General features: G+C 60.4%; 20 protein-coding genes. 14 read left to right on the forward strand and 6 right to left on the reverse strand.

Annotated features, from left to right (window positions below; genetic code table 11):
• Positions 1-70: 70 nt before the first annotated feature.
• Complete coding sequence (betA, locus tag DSM14862_RS04550) at positions 71-1,729, forward strand: choline dehydrogenase (protein ID WP_007119247.1); 1,659 nt, start codon at positions 71-73, stop codon at positions 1,727-1,729.
• A 61-nt stretch (positions 1,730-1,790) separates the two neighbouring features.
• On the forward strand, positions 1,791-2,465 hold the full coding sequence (locus tag DSM14862_RS04555; protein ID WP_040700964.1) for a thermonuclease family protein: 675 nt from the start codon (positions 1,791-1,793) through the stop codon (positions 2,463-2,465).
• Here the strand turns inward: DSM14862_RS04555 and DSM14862_RS04560 are convergent, their stop codons facing one another.
• Both DSM14862_RS04560 and DSM14862_RS04565 read right to left on the reverse strand, forming a co-directional pair.
• Positions 2,466-3,866 carry a helix-turn-helix domain-containing protein gene (locus DSM14862_RS04560; RefSeq protein ID WP_007119249.1) on the reverse strand — a complete coding sequence of 467 codons (1,401 nt, stop codon included), beginning with the start codon at positions 3,864-3,866 and terminating at the stop codon, positions 2,466-2,468. It lies immediately after the preceding gene.
• Between the two features lie 85 nt (positions 3,867-3,951).
• Positions 3,952-5,166, reverse strand: a complete 1,215-nt coding sequence (locus DSM14862_RS04565) for a multidrug effflux MFS transporter (RefSeq protein ID WP_007119250.1) — start codon at positions 5,164-5,166, stop codon at positions 3,952-3,954.
• A gap of 169 nt (positions 5,167-5,335) precedes the next feature.
• On the opposite strand from DSM14862_RS04565, the gene DSM14862_RS04570 reads away from it, so the two are divergent.
• The 7 genes from DSM14862_RS04570 (at position 5,336) to DSM14862_RS04600 (ending at position 11,113) form a co-directional block, all read left to right on the forward strand.
• Positions 5,336-6,868 (forward strand): acyl-CoA carboxylase subunit beta, encoded by a 1,533-nt coding sequence (locus DSM14862_RS04570; protein WP_007119251.1) that lies wholly within the window; start codon positions 5,336-5,338, stop codon positions 6,866-6,868.
• 105 nt (positions 6,869-6,973) lie between these two features.
• Positions 6,974-7,228 carry a DUF7218 family protein gene (locus DSM14862_RS04575; protein ID WP_007119252.1) on the forward strand — a complete coding sequence of 85 codons (255 nt, stop codon included), beginning with the start codon at positions 6,974-6,976 and terminating at the stop codon, positions 7,226-7,228.
• 26 nt (positions 7,229-7,254) lie between these two features.
• Complete coding sequence (locus DSM14862_RS04580) at positions 7,255-7,626, forward strand: DUF6497 family protein (protein WP_007119253.1); 372 nt, start codon at positions 7,255-7,257, stop codon at positions 7,624-7,626.
• Positions 7,627-7,840: 214 nt separating this feature from the next.
• Positions 7,841-7,981 carry a hypothetical protein gene (locus DSM14862_RS04585; protein ID WP_007119254.1) on the forward strand — a complete coding sequence of 47 codons (141 nt, stop codon included), beginning with the start codon at positions 7,841-7,843 and terminating at the stop codon, positions 7,979-7,981.
• Positions 7,982-8,062: 81 nt separating this feature from the next.
• Entirely contained in the window at positions 8,063-8,410 is a 348-nt protein-coding gene (locus DSM14862_RS04590) for a hypothetical protein (protein WP_040701050.1), read from the forward strand.
• A gap of 322 nt (positions 8,411-8,732) precedes the next feature.
• On the forward strand, positions 8,733-8,936 hold the full coding sequence (locus tag DSM14862_RS04595) for a hypothetical protein (RefSeq protein ID WP_007119256.1): 204 nt from the start codon (positions 8,733-8,735) through the stop codon (positions 8,934-8,936).
• A gap of 131 nt (positions 8,937-9,067) precedes the next feature.
• A complete protein-coding gene (locus DSM14862_RS04600) occupies positions 9,068-11,113 on the forward strand; it encodes an acetyl-CoA carboxylase biotin carboxylase subunit (protein ID WP_007119257.1) in 2,046 nt (681 codons plus the stop codon).
• A 42-nt stretch (positions 11,114-11,155) separates the two neighbouring features.
• On the opposite strand, the gene DSM14862_RS04605 is transcribed toward DSM14862_RS04600, so the two are convergent.
• Positions 11,156-11,611, reverse strand: coding sequence for a DUF4174 domain-containing protein (locus DSM14862_RS04605; protein ID WP_007119258.1), 456 nt, complete (start codon positions 11,609-11,611; stop codon positions 11,156-11,158).
• Positions 11,612-11,776: 165 nt separating this feature from the next.
• On the opposite strand from DSM14862_RS04605, the gene scpA reads away from it, so the two are divergent.
• From scpA to DSM14862_RS04630, 5 genes are all read left to right on the forward strand, one after another.
• A complete protein-coding gene (gene scpA / locus DSM14862_RS04610; RefSeq protein ID WP_007119259.1) occupies positions 11,777-13,918 on the forward strand; it encodes a methylmalonyl-CoA mutase in 2,142 nt (713 codons plus the stop codon).
• On the forward strand, positions 13,915-14,439 hold the full coding sequence (locus DSM14862_RS04615) for a GNAT family N-acetyltransferase (protein ID WP_007119260.1): 525 nt from the start codon (positions 13,915-13,917) through the stop codon (positions 14,437-14,439). Before scpA ends, DSM14862_RS04615 begins: the two co-directional genes overlap by 4 nt.
• A gap of 52 nt (positions 14,440-14,491) precedes the next feature.
• Positions 14,492-15,172, forward strand: a complete 681-nt coding sequence (locus tag DSM14862_RS04620; RefSeq protein WP_007119261.1) for a molecular chaperone DjiA — start codon at positions 14,492-14,494, stop codon at positions 15,170-15,172.
• Entirely contained in the window at positions 15,172-16,173 is a 1,002-nt protein-coding gene (locus DSM14862_RS04625) for an endonuclease/exonuclease/phosphatase family protein (RefSeq protein WP_007119262.1), read from the forward strand. The genes DSM14862_RS04620 and DSM14862_RS04625 overlap by 1 nt, the downstream gene beginning before the upstream one ends.
• Positions 16,174-16,250: 77 nt before the next feature.
• Positions 16,251-16,616: a hypothetical protein gene (locus tag DSM14862_RS04630; protein ID WP_243254318.1), complete on the forward strand. Its 366-nt coding sequence runs from the start codon at positions 16,251-16,253 to the stop codon at positions 16,614-16,616.
• A 6-nt stretch (positions 16,617-16,622) separates the two neighbouring features.
• Here DSM14862_RS04630 and DSM14862_RS04635 read toward each other — a convergent pair whose 3' ends face one another.
• The 3 genes from DSM14862_RS04635 to DSM14862_RS04645 all read right to left on the reverse strand — a co-directional run bounded on the left by DSM14862_RS04635 (position 16,623) and on the right by DSM14862_RS04645 (position 21,208).
• Complete coding sequence (locus DSM14862_RS04635; RefSeq protein WP_007119264.1) at positions 16,623-18,206, reverse strand: Ppx/GppA family phosphatase; 1,584 nt, start codon at positions 18,204-18,206, stop codon at positions 16,623-16,625.
• 85 nt (positions 18,207-18,291) lie between these two features.
• A complete protein-coding gene (locus DSM14862_RS04640) occupies positions 18,292-20,466 on the reverse strand; it encodes an RNA degradosome polyphosphate kinase (RefSeq protein ID WP_007119265.1) in 2,175 nt (724 codons plus the stop codon).
• A 61-nt stretch (positions 20,467-20,527) separates the two neighbouring features.
• Positions 20,528-21,208: an HdaA/DnaA family protein gene (locus tag DSM14862_RS04645; RefSeq protein WP_007119266.1), complete on the reverse strand. Its 681-nt coding sequence runs from the start codon at positions 21,206-21,208 to the stop codon at positions 20,528-20,530.
• Between the last annotated feature and the right edge of the window lies 1 nt (position 21,209).

Below are 21,209 nucleotides of genomic sequence, written 5' to 3' on the forward strand. Positions count from 1 at the left end.
CCGAAGCGCATAAAGCCGACAACGTCGGGCGCTGCCCTGCACTCGTGCAGATTTGCGGAAGGTGAATGAAATGGAAGCTGAATTTGTGATCGTCGGCGCGGGGTCTGCGGGCTGCGCCATGGCCTACCGTCTGGCCGAGGCGGGCCGCAAGGTGATCGTCATCGAGCATGGCGGCAGCGATGCGGGGCCCTTCATTCAGATGCCCGCAGCACTTAGCTATCCGATGAACATGCCGCGCTATGACTGGGGCTATAAATCCGAGCCAGAGCCGCATCTGAACGGGCGTCAGCTGGTCTGCCCGCGCGGCAAAGTCATCGGCGGTTCGTCGTCGATCAACGGCATGGTTTATGTGCGCGGTCACGCCAAGGATTTCGACCATTGGGAAGAAAGCGGGGCGCAGGGTTGGGGTTATGCCGACGTGCTGCCCTATTACAAGCGCATGGAGACATGGCACGAGAACGGTCACGGCGGCGATGCGGCCTGGCGCGGCAAGGATGGGCCTTTGCATGTAAGCCGTGGGCCGCGCGCGAACCCTCTGTTCGATGCTTTTGTGCAGGCGGGGTCGCAGGCCGGGTACCAAATGACCGAGGATTACAACGGCGAGAAGCAAGAGGGCTTTGGTCCGATGGAGCAGACTGTCTGGAACGGGCGGCGCTGGTCGGCGGCGAATGCTTATCTGCGCCCGGCGCAGAAGACCGGGAATGTGACGTTAATCCGCGCGCTCGCACAGCGTGTGGTGATCGAAGAGGGGCGTGCCGTAGGCGTCGAGGTTAAGCGCGGCAACGCGATCGAGATCATCCGCGCGCAGCGCGAAGTGGTACTGGCCGCGTCGTCGATCAACTCTCCTAAGCTGCTGATGCTGTCCGGCATCGGCCCAGCAGCGCATCTGGCCGAACATGGCATCGACGTGGTCGCCGACCGCCCCGGCGTGGGGCAGAACCTGCAGGACCATCTTGAGCTCTATATCCAGATGGCTTCAAGCCAGCCGATCACGCTTTATAAGCACTGGAACCTGCTGTCGAAGGCCGTCATCGGCGCGCAGTGGCTCTTCACCAAGACCGGCATGGGGGCGTCGAACCAGTTCGAATCCGCGGCCTTCATCCGCTCGAAGCCCGGCGTCGAATACCCTGATATCCAATACCATTTCCTGCCCATTGCCGTGCGCTATGACGGGCAGGCAGCGGCTGAGGGGCACGGGTTTCAAGCCCATACCGGGCCGATGCGTTCGAAGTCGCGGGGCGACATTACCCTACGCTCGGCGGACCCGGCGGATGCGCCAAAAATCCGCTTTAACTACATGTCGCATCCCGATGATTGGGAAGAGTTTCGCACCTGTATCCGTCTCACGCGGGAAATTTTCGGGCAGGAGGCGTTCAAGCCTTTCGTAAAGCACGAAATCCAGCCCGGTGCGGCGCTGCAATCGGACGCGGAACTTGACAGTTTCATCGCCGAGCATGCCGAAAGCGCCTATCACCCCTGCGGCACCTGCCGGATGGGCGCGGCCGATGACCGGAACGCCGTGGTCGACCCACAGGCGCGGGTTATCGGGGTTGAGGGGCTGCGCGTGGCCGATAGTTCGATCTTCCCGCGCATCACCAATGGCAACCTGAACGCGCCGTCGATCATGGTGGGCGAGAAAGTCTCGGACCTGCTCTTGGGCCGTGATCCGCTGCCGCGCGCCAATGAAGAGCCTTGGCTGCACCCCAATTGGCAAGTGGCACAGCGCTGATCATTAACCTCTCTTAATCTCGTCCCTTGAAGCTGGTGGGGCAGGGCGTCATACCTGCCTCATGTTAAGGATTTGTTCACTTTTCGCCCTCAGTCTAACGCTGAGTCTCGGGGCTTTCTCGGCTGGGGCGCTGACCGTCTCTGGCATGGTGCGTGTGATTGATGGGGATACCTTTGATCTTGGCGGCACGCGCATTCGTTTGCATGGGATCGACGCGCTTGAGGCGCGCCAGACCTGTGAAACAGAAGGCGGTCAGCCGTGGGCCTGCGGCGATTGGACAACGAGGGAGGTGCGCGACCGCTATCAAGGGGCAGAGGCCCAGTGCGAAGAACTGGATCGGGACCGCTATGAGCGCATCGTCGCGCGCTGCCGTATCGATGGTGTCGATGTGGGGCAGGCGCTGGTGCAAGACGGGCTGGCCTTTGCTTATCGAAAGTATTCGATGGATTATGATTTGGATGAAAAGGCCGCCTTTGTCGAAGCGCGTGGGATCCATGGGTTCAAAACGGTGTCCCCTGCACGCTACCGCGTGACCCGTCGCAGCGGGGCAGAGCCTGTCCGGGCTGAAGGGAGTTGTCAGATCAAAGGCAATATCAGTGCCAAGGGGACCAAGATTTATCATATGCCCGGGCAAGATTTTTACAGCCGTACCCGGATCAGTACCCAAAAAGGCGAACGTTGGTTCTGTTCAGAAGCCGAAGCCCGCGGCGCGGGTTGGCGGCGCGCGCGGCGCTGATCACTCTACTTGGTAGGGCAACACGTCGCGCAGATGAGGATCGACGACCAGCTGCCGCTCCAGCGGTGGAACGGAGCGTTGGTGGCAATCACGGCGTTCACAGATACGGCAGGAAATACCAATCGGCTCAAAGGCTTCGGCGCGATTGATGTCCATCCCATCGGCATAGACCAGCGCTGGTGCATGGCGCACTTCGCACCCGAGAGAGATCGCGTAGCGCCGTACGGGCGCCCCAAACCGCCCCGCCGGTTTTGAGATGTCGCGCGCCAAGCTGATATAACGTACCCCGTCTGGGGTTTCGGCCAATTGCCGCAGGAAGCGACCCGGCGTCTCGAAAGCACGGTGTACGTTCCACAGCGGACATGCGCCGCCGAAGCGGGCAAATTGCAAGCGCGTTGCCGAGTGACGTTTGGTGATCGTCCCCGCCTGATCCACGCGCACAAAGAAAAATGGCACGCCCTTCGCACCGGGCCTTTGCAAGGTCGACAGCCGATGCGCCACTTGTTCAATCGATGCCCCGAAATGCCCGGCCAAGACCTCAAGATCATGGCGGCAGGCCTGCGCTTTTTCCAAAAACCGACCATAGGGCAACAACGCCGCACCGGCGAAATAGTTTGCAAGCCCGATTTTGGCAATGTCCCGCGCCGCCCGGCTGTGAAAGCGCGCCAAATCGAGTGTCGCTTCCAGCAGCGCGTTCTGTCGCGTCAGTGCCACTTGCAACAAAAGCTGAAAGGTCTGTGTTTCAGGTGCCGCGCGGGAGGATAGCTGCAGTGTTTTACGTGCCGGATCATAGGCACGCAGGCGATCGTTATCAGCAAAGACCACCGCTACCCCGGCGGCATCAAGGGTCGCCATAGCTGTGGCGCGGGCATCGCCTGTCGTGCCCTCGCGGGTTGCGAAATGCTCTGCAGCACGGTCGACGGCATCAATGTAATTGTCGCAATAGTGAAAGAAATCGCGGACTTCCTCCCAAGGGGACGGGGTGGCGCGGGCGTCTTCACGGCCAAGTGCTTCGTCTAGTGAGGCAAGCCGTTCTTGCACCTGTCGGTAGCTTTGATGCAGGGCAAGAAACGCATGTGCTAATCCCGGTGCATTCGAAGCGGTAAGACGCAGATCAGCCATGGGGGGCGCCTTGCCTGCAAAAATCGGATCGGCCAACGCTTCGCGCAGATCACTTACCAATCGCTCCCCGTCGCCGCTGGAAAGCTCGGTAACATCCAGCCTGAATTCCGACGCCAGCGCGAGCACGACATTGGTGCTGACGGGCCGGTTATTATTTTCCATCTGGTTGAGATAGGGCAAGGATACGCCAAGCCGGGCGGCGAAGTCTTTTTGCGTCAGTCCCGCACGGGTGCGGGTCTCTCGCAACTTCACGCCAGCATAAAGTTTTTGAATCGCCATTCCCGCGCCTTTGCAACTTTGCAATTGGCCGCAGCGTAGCTTTGCAAACTTCCCGCCGCAAGTACGGTGGCAGGATTGGCGCAGGTTACAGACCCAAGACTTTCTCGCGGTGGATCACCAGCCAGATGGAACCAACCGAGGCGATGGCTGTGAGCAACATCAGCCACAAGAGCGGGTAGGCACCGGTCTCTGGTGTGAGCAGCGCACCCGCCAGAGCGCTTAACGCCGCGCCACCAACGATCATGATCGCCCCGCCAAGACCAGAGGCCGTCCCTGCCAAATGTGGCCGCACAGAAAGCATGCCAGCGGTGGCATTGGGGATGCATAGGCCATTGCCCAGCCCCACCAGTGTCATCAGTCCGAAAAAGCTAAGAGGGGAGCCGTAACCCGCGAGGAAAATTAAAAGCGAGAGCGTGCCGCCCACCGCGTTAGAAACGCAGCCCCACAACACGAGCGTGTTCACGCCAAAGCGCGTTGCCGTGCGCGCGGTGATAAAGTTGCCGACAAAATAGCCAATCGCGGGCGCACCGAAATAGAGGCCTAGCACCGCAGGCTCCATACCGAAAACAACCGTACCGACGAAGGGCGCACCGCCAAGATAGGCAAAGAATGCGCCGGAGCAGAATCCTGTCGCCATCGCATAGCCCCAAAATCGCGGAGACCGGAGCAACTCAGGATACTCGCCAAACTGTTGCGCAAGGGTTTTGCCGCTGGCGCGCGCTGTTTCGCCCAAGTCTGCCCAAGCCACCCAGAACACGACACCGCCAAGGATAAGCATCGCCCAGAAGGACGCCTGCCAGCCGAACCCCTGTTCCAACAGGCCGCCTACGGCAGGGCTGATCATCGGCACCAGCGCCATCCCCATGGTGACATAGCCGATCATGGAGGCCGATTCTTCTTGGGTATAGAGGTCGCGGATCACAGCGCGGCTTAATACCATGCCGGTAGCGATCACAGCCTGCGCCATGCGAAAGACAAGAAAGACAGCGATGTTTGGCGCGAGAAGGCAGCCAGCGGTCGCCACAAGAAACGCGCCCAAACCCCAAAGCATGACGCGCCGCCGTCCAAGGTTGTCTGAAATCGGTCCGATAAAAATCTGTAATATGCCGCTAAAGAAAAGATACAGCGGAACCGAGAGTTGGATGACCGCATAGTCCGTGCCAAAATGCTCTGCCATCGTTGGTAGGCTGGGCAAAAAGATGTTCATCACCATCGCCGAAAGCCCGGCCAGCAGGATCAGCGTGGAAATGTGGGGTGGGGTCTTCCGATCTAGATACCGGACACGGGGGATATCGCTCATGCAAATGCAAGTAGTCTGGGGTATGAGAAATGTCCATGTTAACTAGATTGATTTGCAACTTTTCATTTTGCTGTTCCGCGACTGTATTAGTTTTGCAAATTTGCAAAAATGCGCTTTGGTCGCCTGCGCTCCTCCGATAGAATGGTGAAAATCACAACAGGGGTGCGTCATGAAAGACATTCTCGAACAACTGGAGCGGCGCCGCGAAGATGCGCGCTTGGGCGGCGGTCAGGCGCGGATAGATGCGCAGCATGGCCGCGGCAAGCTGACCGCGCGGGAGCGGGTCGATCTGCTGCTCGACGAAGGTTCGTTCGAAGAATTCGACATGTTCGTCACCCACCGTTGCACCGATTTTGGCATGCAGGATCAAAAACCTGCAGGTGACGGTGTGGTCACAGGTTGGGGCACGATCAACGGCCGCCTCGTCTATGTCTTCAGCCAAGATTTCACCGTCTTTGGCGGTTCCTTGTCGGAAACCCACGCGCAAAAGATTTGCAAGATCATGGACATGGCCGTGCAAAACGGCGCGCCCGTGATCGGCATTAACGATTCCGGCGGCGCGCGCATCCAAGAAGGCGTGGCAAGCCTTGCAGGCTACGCCGAAGTCTTCCAGCGCAACATCGAAGCCTCTGGCGTGATCCCGCAAATCAGCGTCATCATGGGCCCCTGTGCAGGGGGGGCGGTCTATTCGCCCGCGATGACCGATTTCATTTTCATGGTCAAAGACAGCTCCTACATGTTCGTGACCGGCCCTGACGTGGTGAAGACGGTCACAAACGAAGTCGTCACCGCCGAGGAGTTGGGCGGCGCCACCACGCACACGCGAAAATCGTCGGTCGCTGATGGCGCTTTTGAGAATGATGTCGAGGCGCTGGCCGAGGTGCGCCGCCTCGTCGATCTGCTGCCCGCCAACAACCGCGAGAAACCCCCAGTCCGCCCCTTCTTCGATGATCCCAATCGAATCGAACCTTCGCTCGACACGCTGGTGCCGGCCAATGCCAACACCCCCTACGATATGAAGGAACTGATTCTAAAGCTTGCCGATGAAGGCGATTTTTACGAAATCCAGGAAGAATTCGCTAAGAACATTATCACTGGCTTTATCCGCATCGAGGGTCGTACCGTCGGCGTCGTCGCCAACCAACCGATGGTTTTAGCAGGCTGCCTGGACATCGACAGCTCCCGCAAGGCGGCACGTTTTGTGCGCTTCTGCGACGCTTTTGAAATCCCAATCCTGACATTGGTCGATGTGCCCGGCTTCCTGCCTGGTACAGGCCAGGAATTCGGCGGCGTCATCAAGCACGGCGCTAAATTGCTCTTTGCTTACGGCGAGGCGACAGTGCCGATGGTTACAGTCATCACCCGCAAAGCCTATGGGGGTGCCTATGACGTGATGGCCTCTAAACATCTGCGCTCTGATTTCAACTACGCATGGCCCACCGCGGAAGTCGCCGTGATGGGGGCCAAGGGTGCGACTGAGATCATTCACCGCAAAGACCTCAATGACCCCGAGAAAATCGCGCAGCATGCGAAAGACTACGAAGGCCGATTCGCCAATCCTTTCGTCGCCGCCGAGCGGGGCTTTATCGATGAGGTGATCCAGCCGCGCTCTACCCGCAAACGGGTCGCCCGCGCATTCGCCTCACTGCGCAATAAAAAAGTGCAGACCCCGTGGAAGAAACACGACAACATCCCGCTCTGAGCTCATCCATGCAGTTTCATCCTTTCTTAAATACCGATCCCACAGGGGCCGCGCGCGGAACCCTCAGCAGGCTGGGTGGTTTCCTTCGTAAAGGAGGGCCCATCCATGCCGAACGCATCCATCAAAGACGAAGAGACCTACAAGTCCCTGCGCGAGGACGGGGCGAGCAAGGAGAAAGCCGCCCGGATTGCCAATGCACAGGCAAGCGACAGCCAGCATCCCAGCCAGAAGGGGGGCAAACAGCCGCCCTACGAGGACTGGACCAAGGACCACCTCTACGATCGCGCGCAGGAGCTTGGGATAGAGGGGCGCTCGGATATGGACAAGGGCGCGCTTATCGACGCGCTCCGCAACCATTAGCGGCGCGTTTTACCCGCGCATTTGTCTTGAGTGCGCTGTTTCTTGGGGTCGTAAAACCCGCGCTTGCGATTGACGTGCCATCGGGCCAAGCGATTGATTTACAAGAAGTCCTTGTCGAGGAATTGGGCGGGGAGACTTGGCTCCGCTTTCGCTTTATCGCGCCACAGATTGCGACGGGGCCGGATACCATCGCTTATGATCTGGCCGCCCCGGATATGGAACACCTCTGCGCCGCAGTGGCGCTGCCCTATATGACCGAACATGCACTGGCTGGTCAGGTGATTGTTGTCTCGCTGGCCGACCGCCCGGTGGAGTTTGGCGCCGCAGATCCCGATGCGACCCAATATTTCGAAGCTTTTCGCGCTCAGAATGACACCTGTATCTGGGAGGGTTTGTGATGCGGACGCAATATCTTGCAAGAATCCGCCGATCCCCCATTTGGAATGATGCATTGGAGTCACAGCACGACCGATTGCGCTTGCAAGCATATCCATTGCCATGTGAATCGCATATGATGCGGTCAAGGAATACCCACGTATCCCTTGCCTCAGAACCCGGGCTTGGTCGGCATGATGTCGCATCAGGTTCCACTAACATTAATAGGAGATTTACATGTCCAAGAGCATCAAATTGCTTGCAGCTTTCGGTTTCGTCGCAGCTGTTTCGGCTTGCGCACAGCAAGAAGAAGAATTCGTTGTTGTTGAGCCCGCGCCCATCTCGGTCGAGCCAGTATACACCGGCAAGTACAAGTAATGTCGTTGCAGGGCAGGCGTCCGCGCCTGCCCTGATCTCTGCCACCCCTGCAATCGGGAGGGGTGTGTAATGCCCGCCTACATGCTGAAACACCGCGGGTTCCCCGGGCGACTGCCCGGCACCGATTTCCAATTTACAGTTCGCCGTCCAAACCCCAAAGGGGTCACGCCGATCACGCGGCGCGAGCGCCGTCCTGACCGCCGCGCGCCGGATCGTCGTGCCGACACCGCTTTTGTCAAAGCCCTCTGGGAAGCCTTTGGTGAGCATCCTTTCGAGCGCGGCAATCTTGATGCAGGCCGTCTGTCTTGGCTTTTTGGTCGTGAGGTGCTGCCCGCGACCGATCCTTTTGATCCCGCTGATTACGAAGCGCTTTTGGTGCTTGATGTCTCTGCCGCCCGCGCGTCCTTCCCCGAAGCGTTCGAGGGCTGATCGGCATGTTGTCGCCGACCTTTTCCCTAAATCAGCATCGCGCTGCCGGTTTTTGGTCGGCGTTTGACATAGGCGTGGCGCCGGGCGGGTTTTGGGGCATGTTGCAGCCTGCTGGTGGAGCTGTGACCGTTTCAGGTTTCGCCGCGTATGAAGGCGATATCCTTAGGCCTGCCGGGCAGCGATCCAGTCTACCTGGGTTGGTGCTCGGCATTTTGGGTATGCGGCCTTTTAGGCGCAAGGCATCAAACAGAAAATCCAACCGGGAACCCTATGCTAATCAAAGCGTTGGTCAGTTGGAATTTAGCAGTAGAGGAACAGGCACATGTCGATTCGCAATATTATTCTCGCGCTTGGCGCAACAGTTGGGCTGGCCGCTTGTGGCAACACCATTGCCGAGCAAGGTATTGGCGGCGCTGCCGTCGGCGCAGGCACTGCTGCGATTACTGGCGGTTCGCTGGCACAGGGTGCAGCGATTGGCGCCGCAGCCAACGTCGGTTACTGCCAGCTTAACCCCGGCAAGTGCTAAACGACTAGTTTTGGCCGTTCCGCCACGCATTCGCGTTGGTGGAACGGCTTTCCCTTCTATCTTTTCAGGCACCGCGCAGCCCCGGCTGACGCGGCTTTTCGCGTTGCCTGTCACCGTCAAAGGAACTGCTGATGTTTGACAAGATCCTCATTGCCAACCGGGGCGAAATCGCCTGCCGCGTCATCAAAACGGCCAAGAAAATGGGGCTGACCACTGTCGCCATCTATTCAGACGCTGACGCCCAGGCTTTGCATGTAGAAATGGCGGATGAGGCGATTCATATCGGCCCGCCCCCTGCGAACCAATCCTACATCGTCATCGACAAGGTGATGGAGGCTGTCAAGAAATCCGGCGCGCAAGCGGTGCATCCCGGTTACGGCTTTCTAAGCGAAAACAGCAAGTTCGCCGAGGCGCTTGATGCCATTGGCGTGGCCTTCGTCGGCCCCCCGGTAGGCGCCATTGAGAAGATGGGCGACAAGATTACATCCAAGAAGATCGCACAGGAAGCAGGTGTATCGACCGTGCCCGGCTACATGGGTCTGATCGAAGACGCAGACGAAGCGGTGAAAATCTCTAATGAGATTGGCTATCCGGTGATGCTTAAAGCCTCGGCCGGCGGCGGCGGCAAGGGCATGCGGATCGCGTGGAACGACGAAGAAGCGCGCGAGGGTTTCCAGTCTTCCAAGAACGAAGCGGCCAACTCTTTTGGCGATGACCGTATCTTTATCGAGAAATTCGTCACCCAGCCGCGCCACATCGAAATTCAGGTGCTCTGCGACGCGCATGGCAATGGTATCTATCTGGGCGAGCGTGAATGTTCGATCCAGCGTCGCAACCAGAAGGTTGTCGAAGAAGCGCCGAGCCCCTTCCTTGATGAGGCCACCCGAAAGGCGATGGGCGAGCAAGCCGTCGCTCTGGCGCAGGCCGTGGGCTATACCAGCGCGGGAACGGTGGAATTTATCGTCGATGGCAACAAAGACTTCTATTTCCTTGAGATGAACACCCGCCTTCAGGTGGAACACCCGGTGACCGAGCTGATCACTGGCGTTGATCTGGTCGAGCAGATGATCCGCGTGGCCAATGGCGAGAAATTGTCGATCACCCAAGATGATGTGACGCTCACCGGCTGGGCCATCGAGAACCGGCTTTATGCCGAAGACCCGTACCGTGGCTTCCTGCCTTCCATTGGCCGTTTGACCCGCTACCGCCCTCCGCAGGAAGTGGCTGCCGGGCCGCTGCTGGAGAAGGGCACATGGCAGGGCGATGCCCCCGCAGGCGATATGGCCGTGCGCAATGACACCGGCGTCTTTGAAGGCGGCGAGATTTCGATGTATTACGACCCAATGATCGCCAAGCTGTGCACCTGGGCACCGACCCGGGCCGAGGCGATTGAGAAGATGCGCGTGGCGCTCGACAGTTTTGAGGTTGAGGGCATCGGGCATAACCTGCCGTTCCTGAGCGCCGTGATGGACCACCCGAAGTTTGTCTCGGGCGAGATGACCACAGCGTTTATTGCCGAAGAATACCCAGATGGTTTCGAGGGCGTGACCCTGCCAGACGCGGAGCTGCGCCGCATCGCCGCCGCCTGTGCCGCGATGCACCGTGTGGCCGAAATCCGCCGCGCCCGTGTGTCGGGCCGGATGGACAACCACGAGCGCAAGGTCGGCAGCGACTGGAATGTGCGCCTGCAGGGCCAAGACTTTGACGTTGTGACCAAGGCCGACCCCAAGGGCGCGACTGTGGAATTTGCCGATGGGGCCGAGGTGCGCGTGAGCGGCGCTTGGACGCCGGGCGACCAATTGGCCGTGATGACCGTGGACGATGCGCCGCTGGTGCTGAAGGTCGGCAAAATCTCAGGGGGCTTCCGCATCCGTACCCGCGGCGCGGACATCAAAGTCCATGTGCGCACGCCGCGTCAGGCGGAATTGGCGGCGCTGATGCCCGAGAAACTGCCGCCTGATACTTCCAAGATGCTGCTCTGCCCGATGCCGGGTCTGGTGGTGAAGCTCGACGTGGAAGTGGGCGATGAGGTCCAAGAAGGCCAAGCGCTTTGCACCATTGAGGCGATGAAGATGGAAAATATCCTGCGCGCCGAGAAGAAGGGTGTCGTGAGCAAGGTCAACGCGGGCGCTGGCGACAGTCTGGCGGTTGACGATGTGATCATGGAGTTCGAATGAGATGCACTGCGCTGGCGGGCAGAGCGGGCAGGGGGCAGGTCATCAACGGATGACCCGCGGCTCCTTTGCCTCTCTGATTTCCCGCTGGCGTAGCGGCATCTTGTCGATGCTGCGGGTGATCTCGCGCACGTCCCAAGGGAAGGGTTTGCGCAGCTCGATGCCGCCTTCTTTGTCGACCAACACCAACATAAAATTGCGCGGCCGCATTTTAAGCCGCAGCGGGTTGCGCGCAGCGGGGTCGGTATCTGTCAACACCACAACATCGCGTAGACGCAGCTCTTCTTCGCGATCTTGCAGATATTCCATTTGCTCAACATACGCAGGGTCGTTTGCTGAATTGGCAAAGACCAGCACGGGCCGCTTTTTCCATTGGAATTGGCTGAGGTCGTCCATATCGGCGGCCATAAACAGCGGATCGTCGGCCAAGACGCCGGCCTCCTGCGCGGGCGCTGTCGTGGCGAGTAATCCTGCAAAAACAAGTGAGATCAAACGTTTCATCAAGGCTCCTGTCCCCTCAGATATAGGGGTCTTGCGCCAGTTTGCGAAGGGCAAAGCGCCGCAGGGGGTATTTATCCCGACACGGCAGCTTCCAGTGACAAATCAGCCGCCGGTGATGCGCAGGCCTATGCCTGCCGCCCGGTGCAACGAGAGAAGGACAAGCATATGACATCCGACCAAAAGGACGCCAAGACGCGCTGGCAGGACTTGGCGACAGGCGAGCTGCGGGGGCGTAGCCTTGATGATTTGACCTGGAAGACGCTGGAGGGGATCGACGTTCAACCGCTCTATACCGCCGACGATGTCAGCGATCTGGAGCATCTCGGAAGCATCCCCGGCGAAGCGCCGTTTACACGCGGGGTGAAAGCCACGATGTACGCGGGCCGCCCTTGGACGATCCGGCAATATGCGGGCTTCTCGACGGCTGAGGAATCCAACGCCTTTTATCGCCGCGCGCTTGCCGCCGGGCAGCAGGGTGTGTCGGTCGCTTTCGATTTGGCGACGCACCGGGGCTATGACAGTGATCACCCACGCGTCGAGGGCGATGTTGGCAAGGCGGGTGTGGCCATCGACAGTGTTGAGGACATGAAGATCCTGTTTGACGGCATTCCGCTGGATCAGGTCTCAGTCTCCATGACGATGAACGGCGCAGTGATCCCGATTTTGGCGAGTTTCATCGTCGCGGGCGAAGAGCAGGGGCATGACCGCGCCAAGCTGTCGGGCACGATCCAGAATGACATCCTCAAGGAATTCATGGTGCGCAACACCTATGTCTATCCACCGGAACCGTCGATGAAGATCATCGGGGATATCATCGAATATACCTCGGATCACATGCCGAAATTCAACTCGATCTCTATCTCGGGCTACCACATGCAAGAGGCGGGCGCGAACCTCGTGCAGGAGCTGGCCTTTACCATCGCCGATGGGCGCGAATATGTGCGCACGGCAATTGCCGCCGGCATGGATGTGGACCGCTTCGCGCCGCGCCTGAGCTTCTTCTTTGCCATCGGCATGAACTTCTTCATGGAGGCCGCCAAGCTGCGCGCCGCGCGCCTGCTTTGGTCGCGGGTCATGGCGGAATTTGAGCCAAAGAACCCCAAATCATCGATGTTGCGGACCCACTGCCAGACCTCTGGCGTCAGCCTTGCTGAGCAGGATCCCTATAATAACGTGGTGCGCACGGCCTATGAGGCGCTTTCTGCCGTGCTGGGCGGCACGCAGTCGCTGCACACGAACTCGCTGGACGAAGCGATTGGCCTGCCGACTGAGCATTCTGCCCGCATTGCCCGCAACACCCAGCTGATCCTGCAAGAAGAGACCGGCGTCACTAACGTCGTCGATCCGCTTGCCGGCAGCTACTACGTCGAAAAGCTGACCGCTGATCTGGCCGAGGCGGCATGGAAGCTGATCGAAGAAGTCGAAGAGATGGGCGGCATGACCAAGGCCGTGGCCTCTGGCATGCCCAAACTGCGCATCGAAGAAGCCGCAGCACAGCGTCAGGCGGGCATTGACCGGGGCACCGAGGTGATCGTCGGGGTGAATAAGTATCGCCGCGACAAGGAAGAGCCGATCGATATCTTGGACGTGGACAACGTCAAGGTCCGCGCCGGTCAGGTCGCGCGGCTGGAACGTATCCGGGCTGAGCGGGACGACGCAGCTTGCGAAGCCGCACTGGCAGAACTGACACGGCGGTCCGCCGAGGGCGGCAATCTGCTCGACGCGGCGGTCGAAGCCGCCCGCGCGCGCGCCACAGTGGGAGAGATTAGCATGGCGATGGAGAAAGAATTCGGGCGGCACCGGGCCGAGGTCAAGACCCTCTCCGGCGTCTATGGCGCGGCCTATGAGGGCGACGCGGGCTTTGCCGACATTCAGAAATCGGTTGATGAGTTTGCTGAGGCCGAAGGCCGCCGCCCGCGTATGCTGGTGGTCAAAATGGGCCAAGACGGGCACGACCGAGGCGCTAAGGTGATCGCCACGGCTTTCGCTGATATCGGCTTTGACGTGGACGTGGGACCGTTGTTCCAGACCCCTGCCGAAGCCGCGCAGGATGCGGTGGACAATGATGTGCATGTGATCGGCATCTCCAGCCAAGCGGCGGGGCACAAGACGCTCGCGCCGCAGCTTATTCAGGCGCTGAAGGATGCAGGGGCAGAGGATATTCTGGTGATCTGCGGCGGGGTTATTCCGCAGCAGGATTACAAGTTCCTGCAAGACGCTGGGGTCAAAGCGATCTTTGGGCCGGGGACGAATATCCCGACGGCGGCAAAGGATATCCTAAAACTGATCCGTGAGACGCGGAAGTGACGCAGGCTGCTGATGGCTCCGCCCCCATGGGCGGGGCGATCCGCCCGGCAGAGCCGCGCGATGCCGCTGCCTTGGCTGACCTATGGAACGGCATGATCCGCGACAGCCTGTCGACTTTCACCACCGATGAAAAAACGCAGGCGGAGATCACCGCGCTGATCGCCACACGCGCTGATGCCTTCTGGCTGGCCGAAGCCGCAGGCGAGGTGCTTGGCTTTGTCACCTACGGCAGCTTTCGAGGCGGGCCGGGCTATGCCGCGACGGTGGAACATAGCATCGTTCTGTCAGCCGCCGCGCAGGGGCGTGGGCTGGGGCGCGGCTTGATGACGCGGGCGGAGGAGGCGGCTGCGGCGCAGGGCCGTCATGTGATGGTCGCCGCGATCAGCAGCGCCAACCCCGGTGCCGTGATCTTCCATGAAAAATTGGGCTTTGCACAGGTGGGCCGGATGCCCGAGGTGGGGCGCAAACACGGCCAATGGCTTGACCTGATCTTGATGCAAAAAACGCTGACTGCATCCTGACTTCCCCGATGCCAGCAGTTAAGCTGAGTTCCGAATACCAAGGGGTTAGCCCATGTCGATCTGGACACGCATTACCGAAGCTTTGTCAGCCCTCACCGCGGGCGAGGGGCTGTCGGCCGTCTTTGACCGTCTGCGCAGCCCGCCAGAACGGTCGGTCGCCTTTACCATCGCGGTGATCGCCCTGGGTGCGAAGATGGCCAAGGCCGATGGGCAGGTGACCCGCGACGAGGTGACCGCCTTTCGCGAAGTGTTTCAGATCGCCGAAGGGGATCAAGACGGCGCTGCGCGTGTCTTCAACCTTGCCCGTCAGGATGTGACGGGGTTTGAGGAATACGCCAAACGCATCGCCAGCATGTTTAACGACCAGCCCGAGATGCTGCATGATCTGATGGAGGGGCTGTTTCACATCGCCATGGCCGATGGCGTCTATCACCCAAATGAGAACGCGTTTCTTGAGGATGTCGCCGCGATCTTTGGCATGGGAGAGGAGGCATTTGCCTCGCTCAAGGCGCGTTTTGTCCCCGATAGCTCGCCCCTGCCGCGCACGGTTCTGGGCATCGGTCCGAATGCCACGCGCGAAGAAGCACGCAAGGCGTGGCGGCGGCTGGTGCGGGAGAACCACCCCGATGCGTTGGTGGCGCGCGGTCTGCCGCAAGAGGCCATCAAGATGGCCGAGAAACGCATGATCGACATTAACCGCGCGTGGGAAACGATCTCGGGCAAACACGCTTGATGCGCGTCGCCACCTACAATGTAGAGTGGTTCGCGAGCCTTTTTGACGACGATAACCGGCTCTACGACGATGGCGGCTGGTCCTCACGCTATAACGTGACACGCGCGCAGCAAACGGCGGCCCTGGGGTTGGTTTTCACCGCGCTGGATGCGGATGCGATCATGGTGATTGAGGCGCCAAACCACGGGCGGCGGCAGTCCACCGTGGCAGCACTTAAGTATTTCGCCGCGCGGTTTTCCCTCAGGGCGCGGGCGGCCGTCATGGGGTTTTCAAACGATACAGAACAAGAGATCGCGCTGCTTTATGACCCCGACAAGCTCACGGCCCGCCATGCGCCGCAGGCGGCAACCGGTGCCCCGCGCTTTGATCAGACATTGCGGATTGATCTGGATGTCGATGCGACCAAAGACGCTGTGGTCTTCTCCAAACCACCGTTGGAGCTGGAAGTGACCACAAAGGCCGGGTTTGCCTTTCAGGTGATCGGCGCGCATCTGAAATCCAAGGCACCCTATGGGGCCAAGTCCGAGGCCGATGTGCTGCGCATCGCCATCGCCAACCGGCGCAAGCAATTGGCGCAGGCGATCTGGCTCAGGCGGCGGATCGACATGCATCTGGCGGCGGATCGTCCCGTGATGGTAATGGGTGATCTGAACGACGGGCCGGGGCTGGATGAATTCGAAAGCCTGTTCGGACGGTCCTCGGTTGAGATCATTCTAGGGGAGGGGGAGGCCGCCCTTTTTGACCCGCATGCCAAACAGGCGCTCAGCCGACGGTTAGGGGCCGCGCCCACCAGCGCGCGCTTCTGGATCGCGCCAGAAGAACGCTTCCTTCAGGCGCTGTTGGATTACATCATGGTCAGCCCGCAAATCCGCGCCCGCGATGCCCGTTGGCGCATTTGGCATCCGATGGATGATCCTGCCTGCTGGCGAAATGAGGCGCTGCGCGATGCGCTGCTGGCGGCGTCCGATCACTTCCCCGTCACGCTGGATGTCGACCTCTAGGCGGGCTTGTGCCAGAGTATCGCCGCAGGACTAGAAATCCCAAATGCGTCGCCTACATCAATTGTATGACACGCTTTATGCCCCTTATCGCCCTTTGCACGATGCTGCCGCTTGCGGCCCATGCGCAGGAAGACACCAAAGAACGCGGCCTCGGTCTGATGGAGCGCGGCGCGCAGATGTTCATGGACGGCATCATGGATGAGATGGGCCCGGTCATGGAGGGTTTCGAAGGCTTCACCGAAACCATGCGCCCCGCGTTGCGCGATTTCGCGCGCGAAATGGGGCCGAAGCTGACGGAACTGCTGGATCAGGTTGAGGATTGGAGCGCCTATCAAGCGCCCGAGATGCAGCCCAACGGCGATATTATCATCCGCCGCAAGCCGGATCACCCGATGGTTCCGCCAGAGACACCGACAGAGCCTGCGCCTCAGATCGATTTGTAGCGCGGACTATTTCGGGGGCCGTTTGCCGGTGCGTACATGCACTTCGGCGTCGAGCGACTTGGCTAGCGAATTCAGCCGCGCCTCTGCGACCTCTCCGAAGAGGGGCACCATGTCAGGGGTAAGCCACAGTTCCAGCTGCTTTTTCTTGGGGAACCAGCGCAATTCGCCGCGATGTTCGTTCTTGTCCATCCACAGCATCGCGCCAAAGCGCATGGCCTTGCCCAGTATCTCAGCCTCAAGCCGGGTCTGCTCGTCGACCATTTCATAGAGGTCTTCAAACCGCGTATTCTCGCGCTTGTTGGAGTAGCGGTGCAGCAGGGCGAGGCCCAGATAGATGCGTTCCAAATGCTTCAACCCGCCCAGATTGGCGCGGGTGGCGTTGTCAAAGCAAGTCTCTGCTCGGTAATCGGGATGTGCGCGCCAGCTGACGTCGTGCAGCAGGCAAGCCGCTTTGACGAGGCGTTTGCGCGCATGTGGTGCAGAGCGGTAAAGCGGCAGGATGAAGTTATAGAGCACCTTGCCAAAGCCGGGCATCCGCGCATCTTTGGCTTCGGCGAAATAGCAGGCTTCGATCAGCGGATCACGGTCGCGCAGGCGTTGCGGCATCTGTTCATAGAGCATGCCTTCGCGGATGCCATAGCTTGAGATGGCAATGTCTTTGGGCCGGAAGGTCTTGACCAGACGGCTGAGCACCTCGGCGGCATAAGGCACCAGCGACATGCGGCTAGAAGATACACCGCAGGCATTGCGAAGCTCATCTAAATCAGAGGCTTGAATGAACTTCACCGTCTCGCGGACCGAGGTGACGGTCATGCGGTATTCGTGCAGCACGTGCAGCGGATAGCCGCGGCGGTACATGTCGATCCGGGCAATGGCGCGCCAAGAGCCACCGACGAGGAACAGCCGGTCCCGCTGGTTGCCCATCTTCTCCTGAAGCCCGGTGATGACCTCTTTGATATGGGCGTGACGCCCCTTAGCGCCGCCCTTAAGATCGCGCAGTTTCAGGGGCCCGAGTTGTGAGGTCACCCGCCGCCCGACGCGCCCACCGGAGATTTCCGCAAGCTCCATCGAAGAGCCGCCAATGTCGCAGACAAGACCGTAAGCGCCGGGCCAGCCTAACAGCACGCCTTGGGCCGAGAGCCGCGCCTCTTCCTCGCCGTCAATCACCCAGATCCGCAGGCCGGTTTCGCGCAGCACATCGGCGCAGAATTCCCGCCCGTCACTGGCATCGCGCACCGCTGCCGTGGCGACGACGGTGAGTTCCGACAGGCCCATGCCATCGGCAAGCTTGCTGAAACGGCGCATCGCCGAGAGCGCGCGGGCGCGGCCCTGCGGCGACAAATGGCCGGTTTCGGACATGCCAGCGCCAAGCGCACACATGATCTTTTCGTTATAGAAATAGGCAGGAGAGCGGGCCGCGCCATCAAACACCACAAGGCGGACGGAGTTCGAGCCCACATCGACCACGCCGACCCGCGCGAGCGCGCGCGCGCCGGGATCCTGAAACAAGGGTTTGGCGAAAAGGCCCAGTTCCGCCACGCCAGTCTCAGGGACTGGGGCAGCTCGGGAGGGGTCGGTCTGGTCTGCCATCAATGCTCCTGCGGGCCATCCGTTTGGGGGGGATAATTGGCGCAGGGGGGCGGTAAGGTCAATTGCTAACGGCGCTACCCATCGGTCAATCCTCGGTATGGGTCAGCTTGGGCACATCCGACGCCCCCGCGCTGCCGCGGCCTGAGAGAGAGGGGTTTTCCATGAAGAAACGGTGACAGTTGAACGCAAAAGTGCCTTCGGGAATGGCGGGGCGGGTGAATTTGCCCTCCGGTCCCATGACCCAACTTTGGGCCACATCGGCCAGATTGGCCGCCATGACCTGACTGGTGATCTGGGCTTTGACGGTGGGGTTTTCAATCTCCACCAGTGTTTCGACCCGTCGGTTCAGATTGCGCCCCATCCAATCGGCGGAAGACATAAATACCCGCGCCTTTTTATGCGGCAGCCCGTGGCCATTGCCGAAACAGACGATGCGGCTGTGCTCTAGGAAACGCCCAATGATGGATTTAACGCGGATGTTGTCCGACAGTCCTTTGACGCCAGGTCGCAGCCCGCAGATGCCCCGGATCACGAGGCTGATTTCCACGCCGGCTTGGCTCGCGGCGTAAAGCGCATCAATCACCTCGGCATCGATGAGCGCGTTCATCTTGGCCCAGATCGCTGCAGGCTTGCCGCTGCGGGCATGGTCGGCCTCGGCGGCGATCATCTCTAGCAAGCGCGGCTTGAGCGTGGTGGGAGAGATCGCAAGGTTTTCAAGCCGCTCCGGCGGGGCGTAACCCGAGAGGAAGTTAAATACCTTGGTGGCATCGCGGCCAAGGTTCTGGTCGCAGGTAAAGAGCGACAGATCGGTATAAATGCGCGCCGTGATCGGGTGGTAATTGCCGGTGCCATAGTGGGTGTAGGTCACCAGCTGATCGCCCTCGCGCCGCACAACGGTCGAGATTTTAGCGTGCGTTTTGAGGTCAAGAAACCCGTAGACCACATGTGCGCCGGCGCGCTCCAACCGGCGGGATTGGCGGATGTTGGCGGCCTCGTCAAAGCGGGCCTTGAGTTCAACCAGCGCGGTGACCGACTTGCCATCCTCGGCAGCTTCGCAAAGTGCCTCGACAATCGGACTGTCGCGCGAGGTGCGGTAGAGGGTCTGTTTGATCGCCACCACATCAGGGTCACGCGCGGCTTGGGCGAGGAAACGCACGACCATATCGAAAGTCTCGTAAGGGTGGTGCAGCAGCATGTCTTTTTGACGGATCGCCGCGAACATATCGCCGTCGTGGTCGCTCACGCGCTCAGGGACGCGCGGGGTGAAAGACGGCCAAAGCAGATCTGGGCGGGCGTCTGTCACCAGTTTGGACAGGTCTGCGATACCGAGCATCCCTTCAAGCTCAATGACATCCTGAGGCCGCACGCAAAGCTCGCGCATGACGACGGATTTTAGTTTGTCCGGGGCACCTGCGGAATGGGTTAGGCGCACGACCTCACCACGACGGCGGCGCTTTAGGGCCACTTCGAACTCGCGCACGAGGTCTTCGGCTTCGTCCTCAACTTCGAGGTCGCTGTCACGCAGCACCCGGAATTCGAAATGGGCCTTTAACTTGTAGCCGGGAAAAAGGTTGGGAATATTAATGATTAGTAAGTCTTCGAGCGGTAGATACCGCAGACAGCCCTCAGGCGCGGGCAGAGATACGAAGCGGTCGATCTGGCCGGGGATTGGCAGCAGGGCTTGAAGCGGGCGCTTGTCGCGGGTGCGTTCCAGTTGCAGGGCCAGCGCGTAACCGGTGTTGGGAATGAAGGGGAAGGGATGCGCGGGGTCGATGGCCAGCGGCGAGAGGACCGCGAAGACTTGGTTGAGAAAAACACCTTCGAGATGTTTGAGGTCCGCCTCGGTCAGATCAGCCGTGCGCTCCAGCATGATGTTCTGGGCGTCCATTTCGGCCATGAGATCAACCAGCACGCGTTGCTGGGACATCATCAGGTTGCGCGCGTCTTCGTTGATTAGCACCAGTTGCTCGGCTGGGGTCAGCCCATCGGCGGCGGCGGTGGTATTGCCCGCCTGCGCCAATTCGCGCAGGCCCGCCACGCGCACGGTGTAGAATTCATCCAAATTGGTGGCCGAGATCGACAAGAAGCGCAGCCGCTCCAGCAGCGGCACGCGGGGGTTCTCGGCCTCTTCCAGCACCCGCCAGTTGAAATCCAGCCAGCTCAGCTCACGGTTAAAGAACCGGCCCGGCCCGGCGGTGTCGAGGTCGGGCAGTTCGGTGGCGGGCGGGAAGGGCGCTTGCAGGAAATCAGCTTGGGTCATGCGGGCCTCATGACATTGGAATGTAACGGGTTTGCGAATGCGAACGTTAATTATTCCAGTATCACGCGCGGGGCGGGGCGATGTCCAGCACCTGCGCGGCCAGTGCGCGGGTTAGGGGGCGCTTCTGCGCAAGGCTGGCGGCATCCAGCCGGTCAACCAGCGCAATGGCGGCGGCAAAGGAACGGTCCATCCGGGTCATCAAATAGTTAATCAGCTCCGGCTTGGGCGTCAGCTGCCGGTCGGCCAGCAGTTTGACCAGCAGCGCCGAGAGCAGTGCGTCGTCGGGCGCGTCCATCTCTACGGCAGTGGCGCCACGCATCCGGCTGACGAGATCGGGCAGCGTGAGCCCCCAATGGGCAACGACCCCGGTGCCGGTCAGGAGCAGCGCCTGGCCTTCGGCCAGCACGAGATTGTGCAGATGGAATAACTCGGTTTGCGCCGCGTCATCTTGGGCGATCTGATGAACGTCTTCGACCGCCACTGGGCCACGGGCGAGCGCGGGAATGTCGGCGGTCTGCAGCGCAGAGGCGCTGATGATTTGCGCGCCCGAAAGATCCGCCCAAACATGTGTCAGATGCGTTTTGCCCGAGCCCTGTGGCCCGGTCAGCGCCAGTTTGCCGCCGGCCCAGCCGCGCCAGCCGTCGATCATCGCCATCGCCATCGCGTTGGAGGGGGCAACAAAGAAAGCGTCGCGGCCCAGAGCCGTCCGGCTGGGCAGGTTCAACCCGAGTTGATGGGCCATG

The sequence above is a fragment of the Sulfitobacter indolifex genome (genome assembly GCF_022788655.1).
Taxonomy (GTDB): Bacteria; Pseudomonadota; Alphaproteobacteria; order Rhodobacterales; family Rhodobacteraceae; genus Sulfitobacter; species Sulfitobacter indolifex.

Excerpts from the sequence above, each read along its gene's own strand:
- DSM14862_RS04565 (WP_007119250.1), bottom strand. The coding sequence starts at position 5,166 with ATGAGCGATATCCCCCGTGTCCGGTATCTAGATCGGAAGACCCCACCC.
- DSM14862_RS04590 (WP_040701050.1), top strand. The coding sequence starts at position 8,063 with ATGCTGAAACACCGCGGGTTCCCCGGGCGACTGCCCGGCACCGATTTC.
- DSM14862_RS04635 (WP_007119264.1), bottom strand. The coding sequence starts at position 18,206 with ATGGCAGACCAGACCGACCCCTCCCGAGCTGCCCCAGTCCCTGAGACT.
- DSM14862_RS04630 (WP_243254318.1), top strand. The coding sequence starts at position 16,251 with ATGCCCCTTATCGCCCTTTGCACGATGCTGCCGCTTGCGGCCCATGCG.
- DSM14862_RS04570 (WP_007119251.1), top strand. The coding sequence starts at position 5,336 with ATGAAAGACATTCTCGAACAACTGGAGCGGCGCCGCGAAGATGCGCGC.
- DSM14862_RS04560 (WP_007119249.1), bottom strand. The coding sequence starts at position 3,866 with ATGGCGATTCAAAAACTTTATGCTGGCGTGAAGTTGCGAGAGACCCGC.
- DSM14862_RS04575 (WP_007119252.1), top strand. The coding sequence starts at position 6,974 with ATGCCGAACGCATCCATCAAAGACGAAGAGACCTACAAGTCCCTGCGC.
- DSM14862_RS04625 (WP_007119262.1), top strand. The coding sequence starts at position 15,172 with ATGCGCGTCGCCACCTACAATGTAGAGTGGTTCGCGAGCCTTTTTGAC.
- scpA (WP_007119259.1), top strand. The coding sequence starts at position 11,777 with ATGACATCCGACCAAAAGGACGCCAAGACGCGCTGGCAGGACTTGGCG.
- DSM14862_RS04585 (WP_007119254.1), top strand. The coding sequence starts at position 7,841 with ATGTCCAAGAGCATCAAATTGCTTGCAGCTTTCGGTTTCGTCGCAGCT.
- DSM14862_RS04600 (WP_007119257.1), top strand. The coding sequence starts at position 9,068 with ATGTTTGACAAGATCCTCATTGCCAACCGGGGCGAAATCGCCTGCCGC.
- DSM14862_RS04640 (WP_007119265.1), bottom strand. The coding sequence starts at position 20,466 with ATGACCCAAGCTGATTTCCTGCAAGCGCCCTTCCCGCCCGCCACCGAA.
- DSM14862_RS04605 (WP_007119258.1), bottom strand. The coding sequence starts at position 11,611 with ATGAAACGTTTGATCTCACTTGTTTTTGCAGGATTACTCGCCACGACA.
- betA (WP_007119247.1), top strand. The coding sequence starts at position 71 with ATGGAAGCTGAATTTGTGATCGTCGGCGCGGGGTCTGCGGGCTGCGCC.
- DSM14862_RS04620 (WP_007119261.1), top strand. The coding sequence starts at position 14,492 with ATGTCGATCTGGACACGCATTACCGAAGCTTTGTCAGCCCTCACCGCG.
- DSM14862_RS04595 (WP_007119256.1), top strand. The coding sequence starts at position 8,733 with ATGTCGATTCGCAATATTATTCTCGCGCTTGGCGCAACAGTTGGGCTG.
- DSM14862_RS04645 (WP_007119266.1), bottom strand. The coding sequence starts at position 21,208 with ATGGCCCATCAACTCGGGTTGAACCTGCCCAGCCGGACGGCTCTGGGC.
- DSM14862_RS04555 (WP_040700964.1), top strand. The coding sequence starts at position 1,791 with ATGTTAAGGATTTGTTCACTTTTCGCCCTCAGTCTAACGCTGAGTCTC.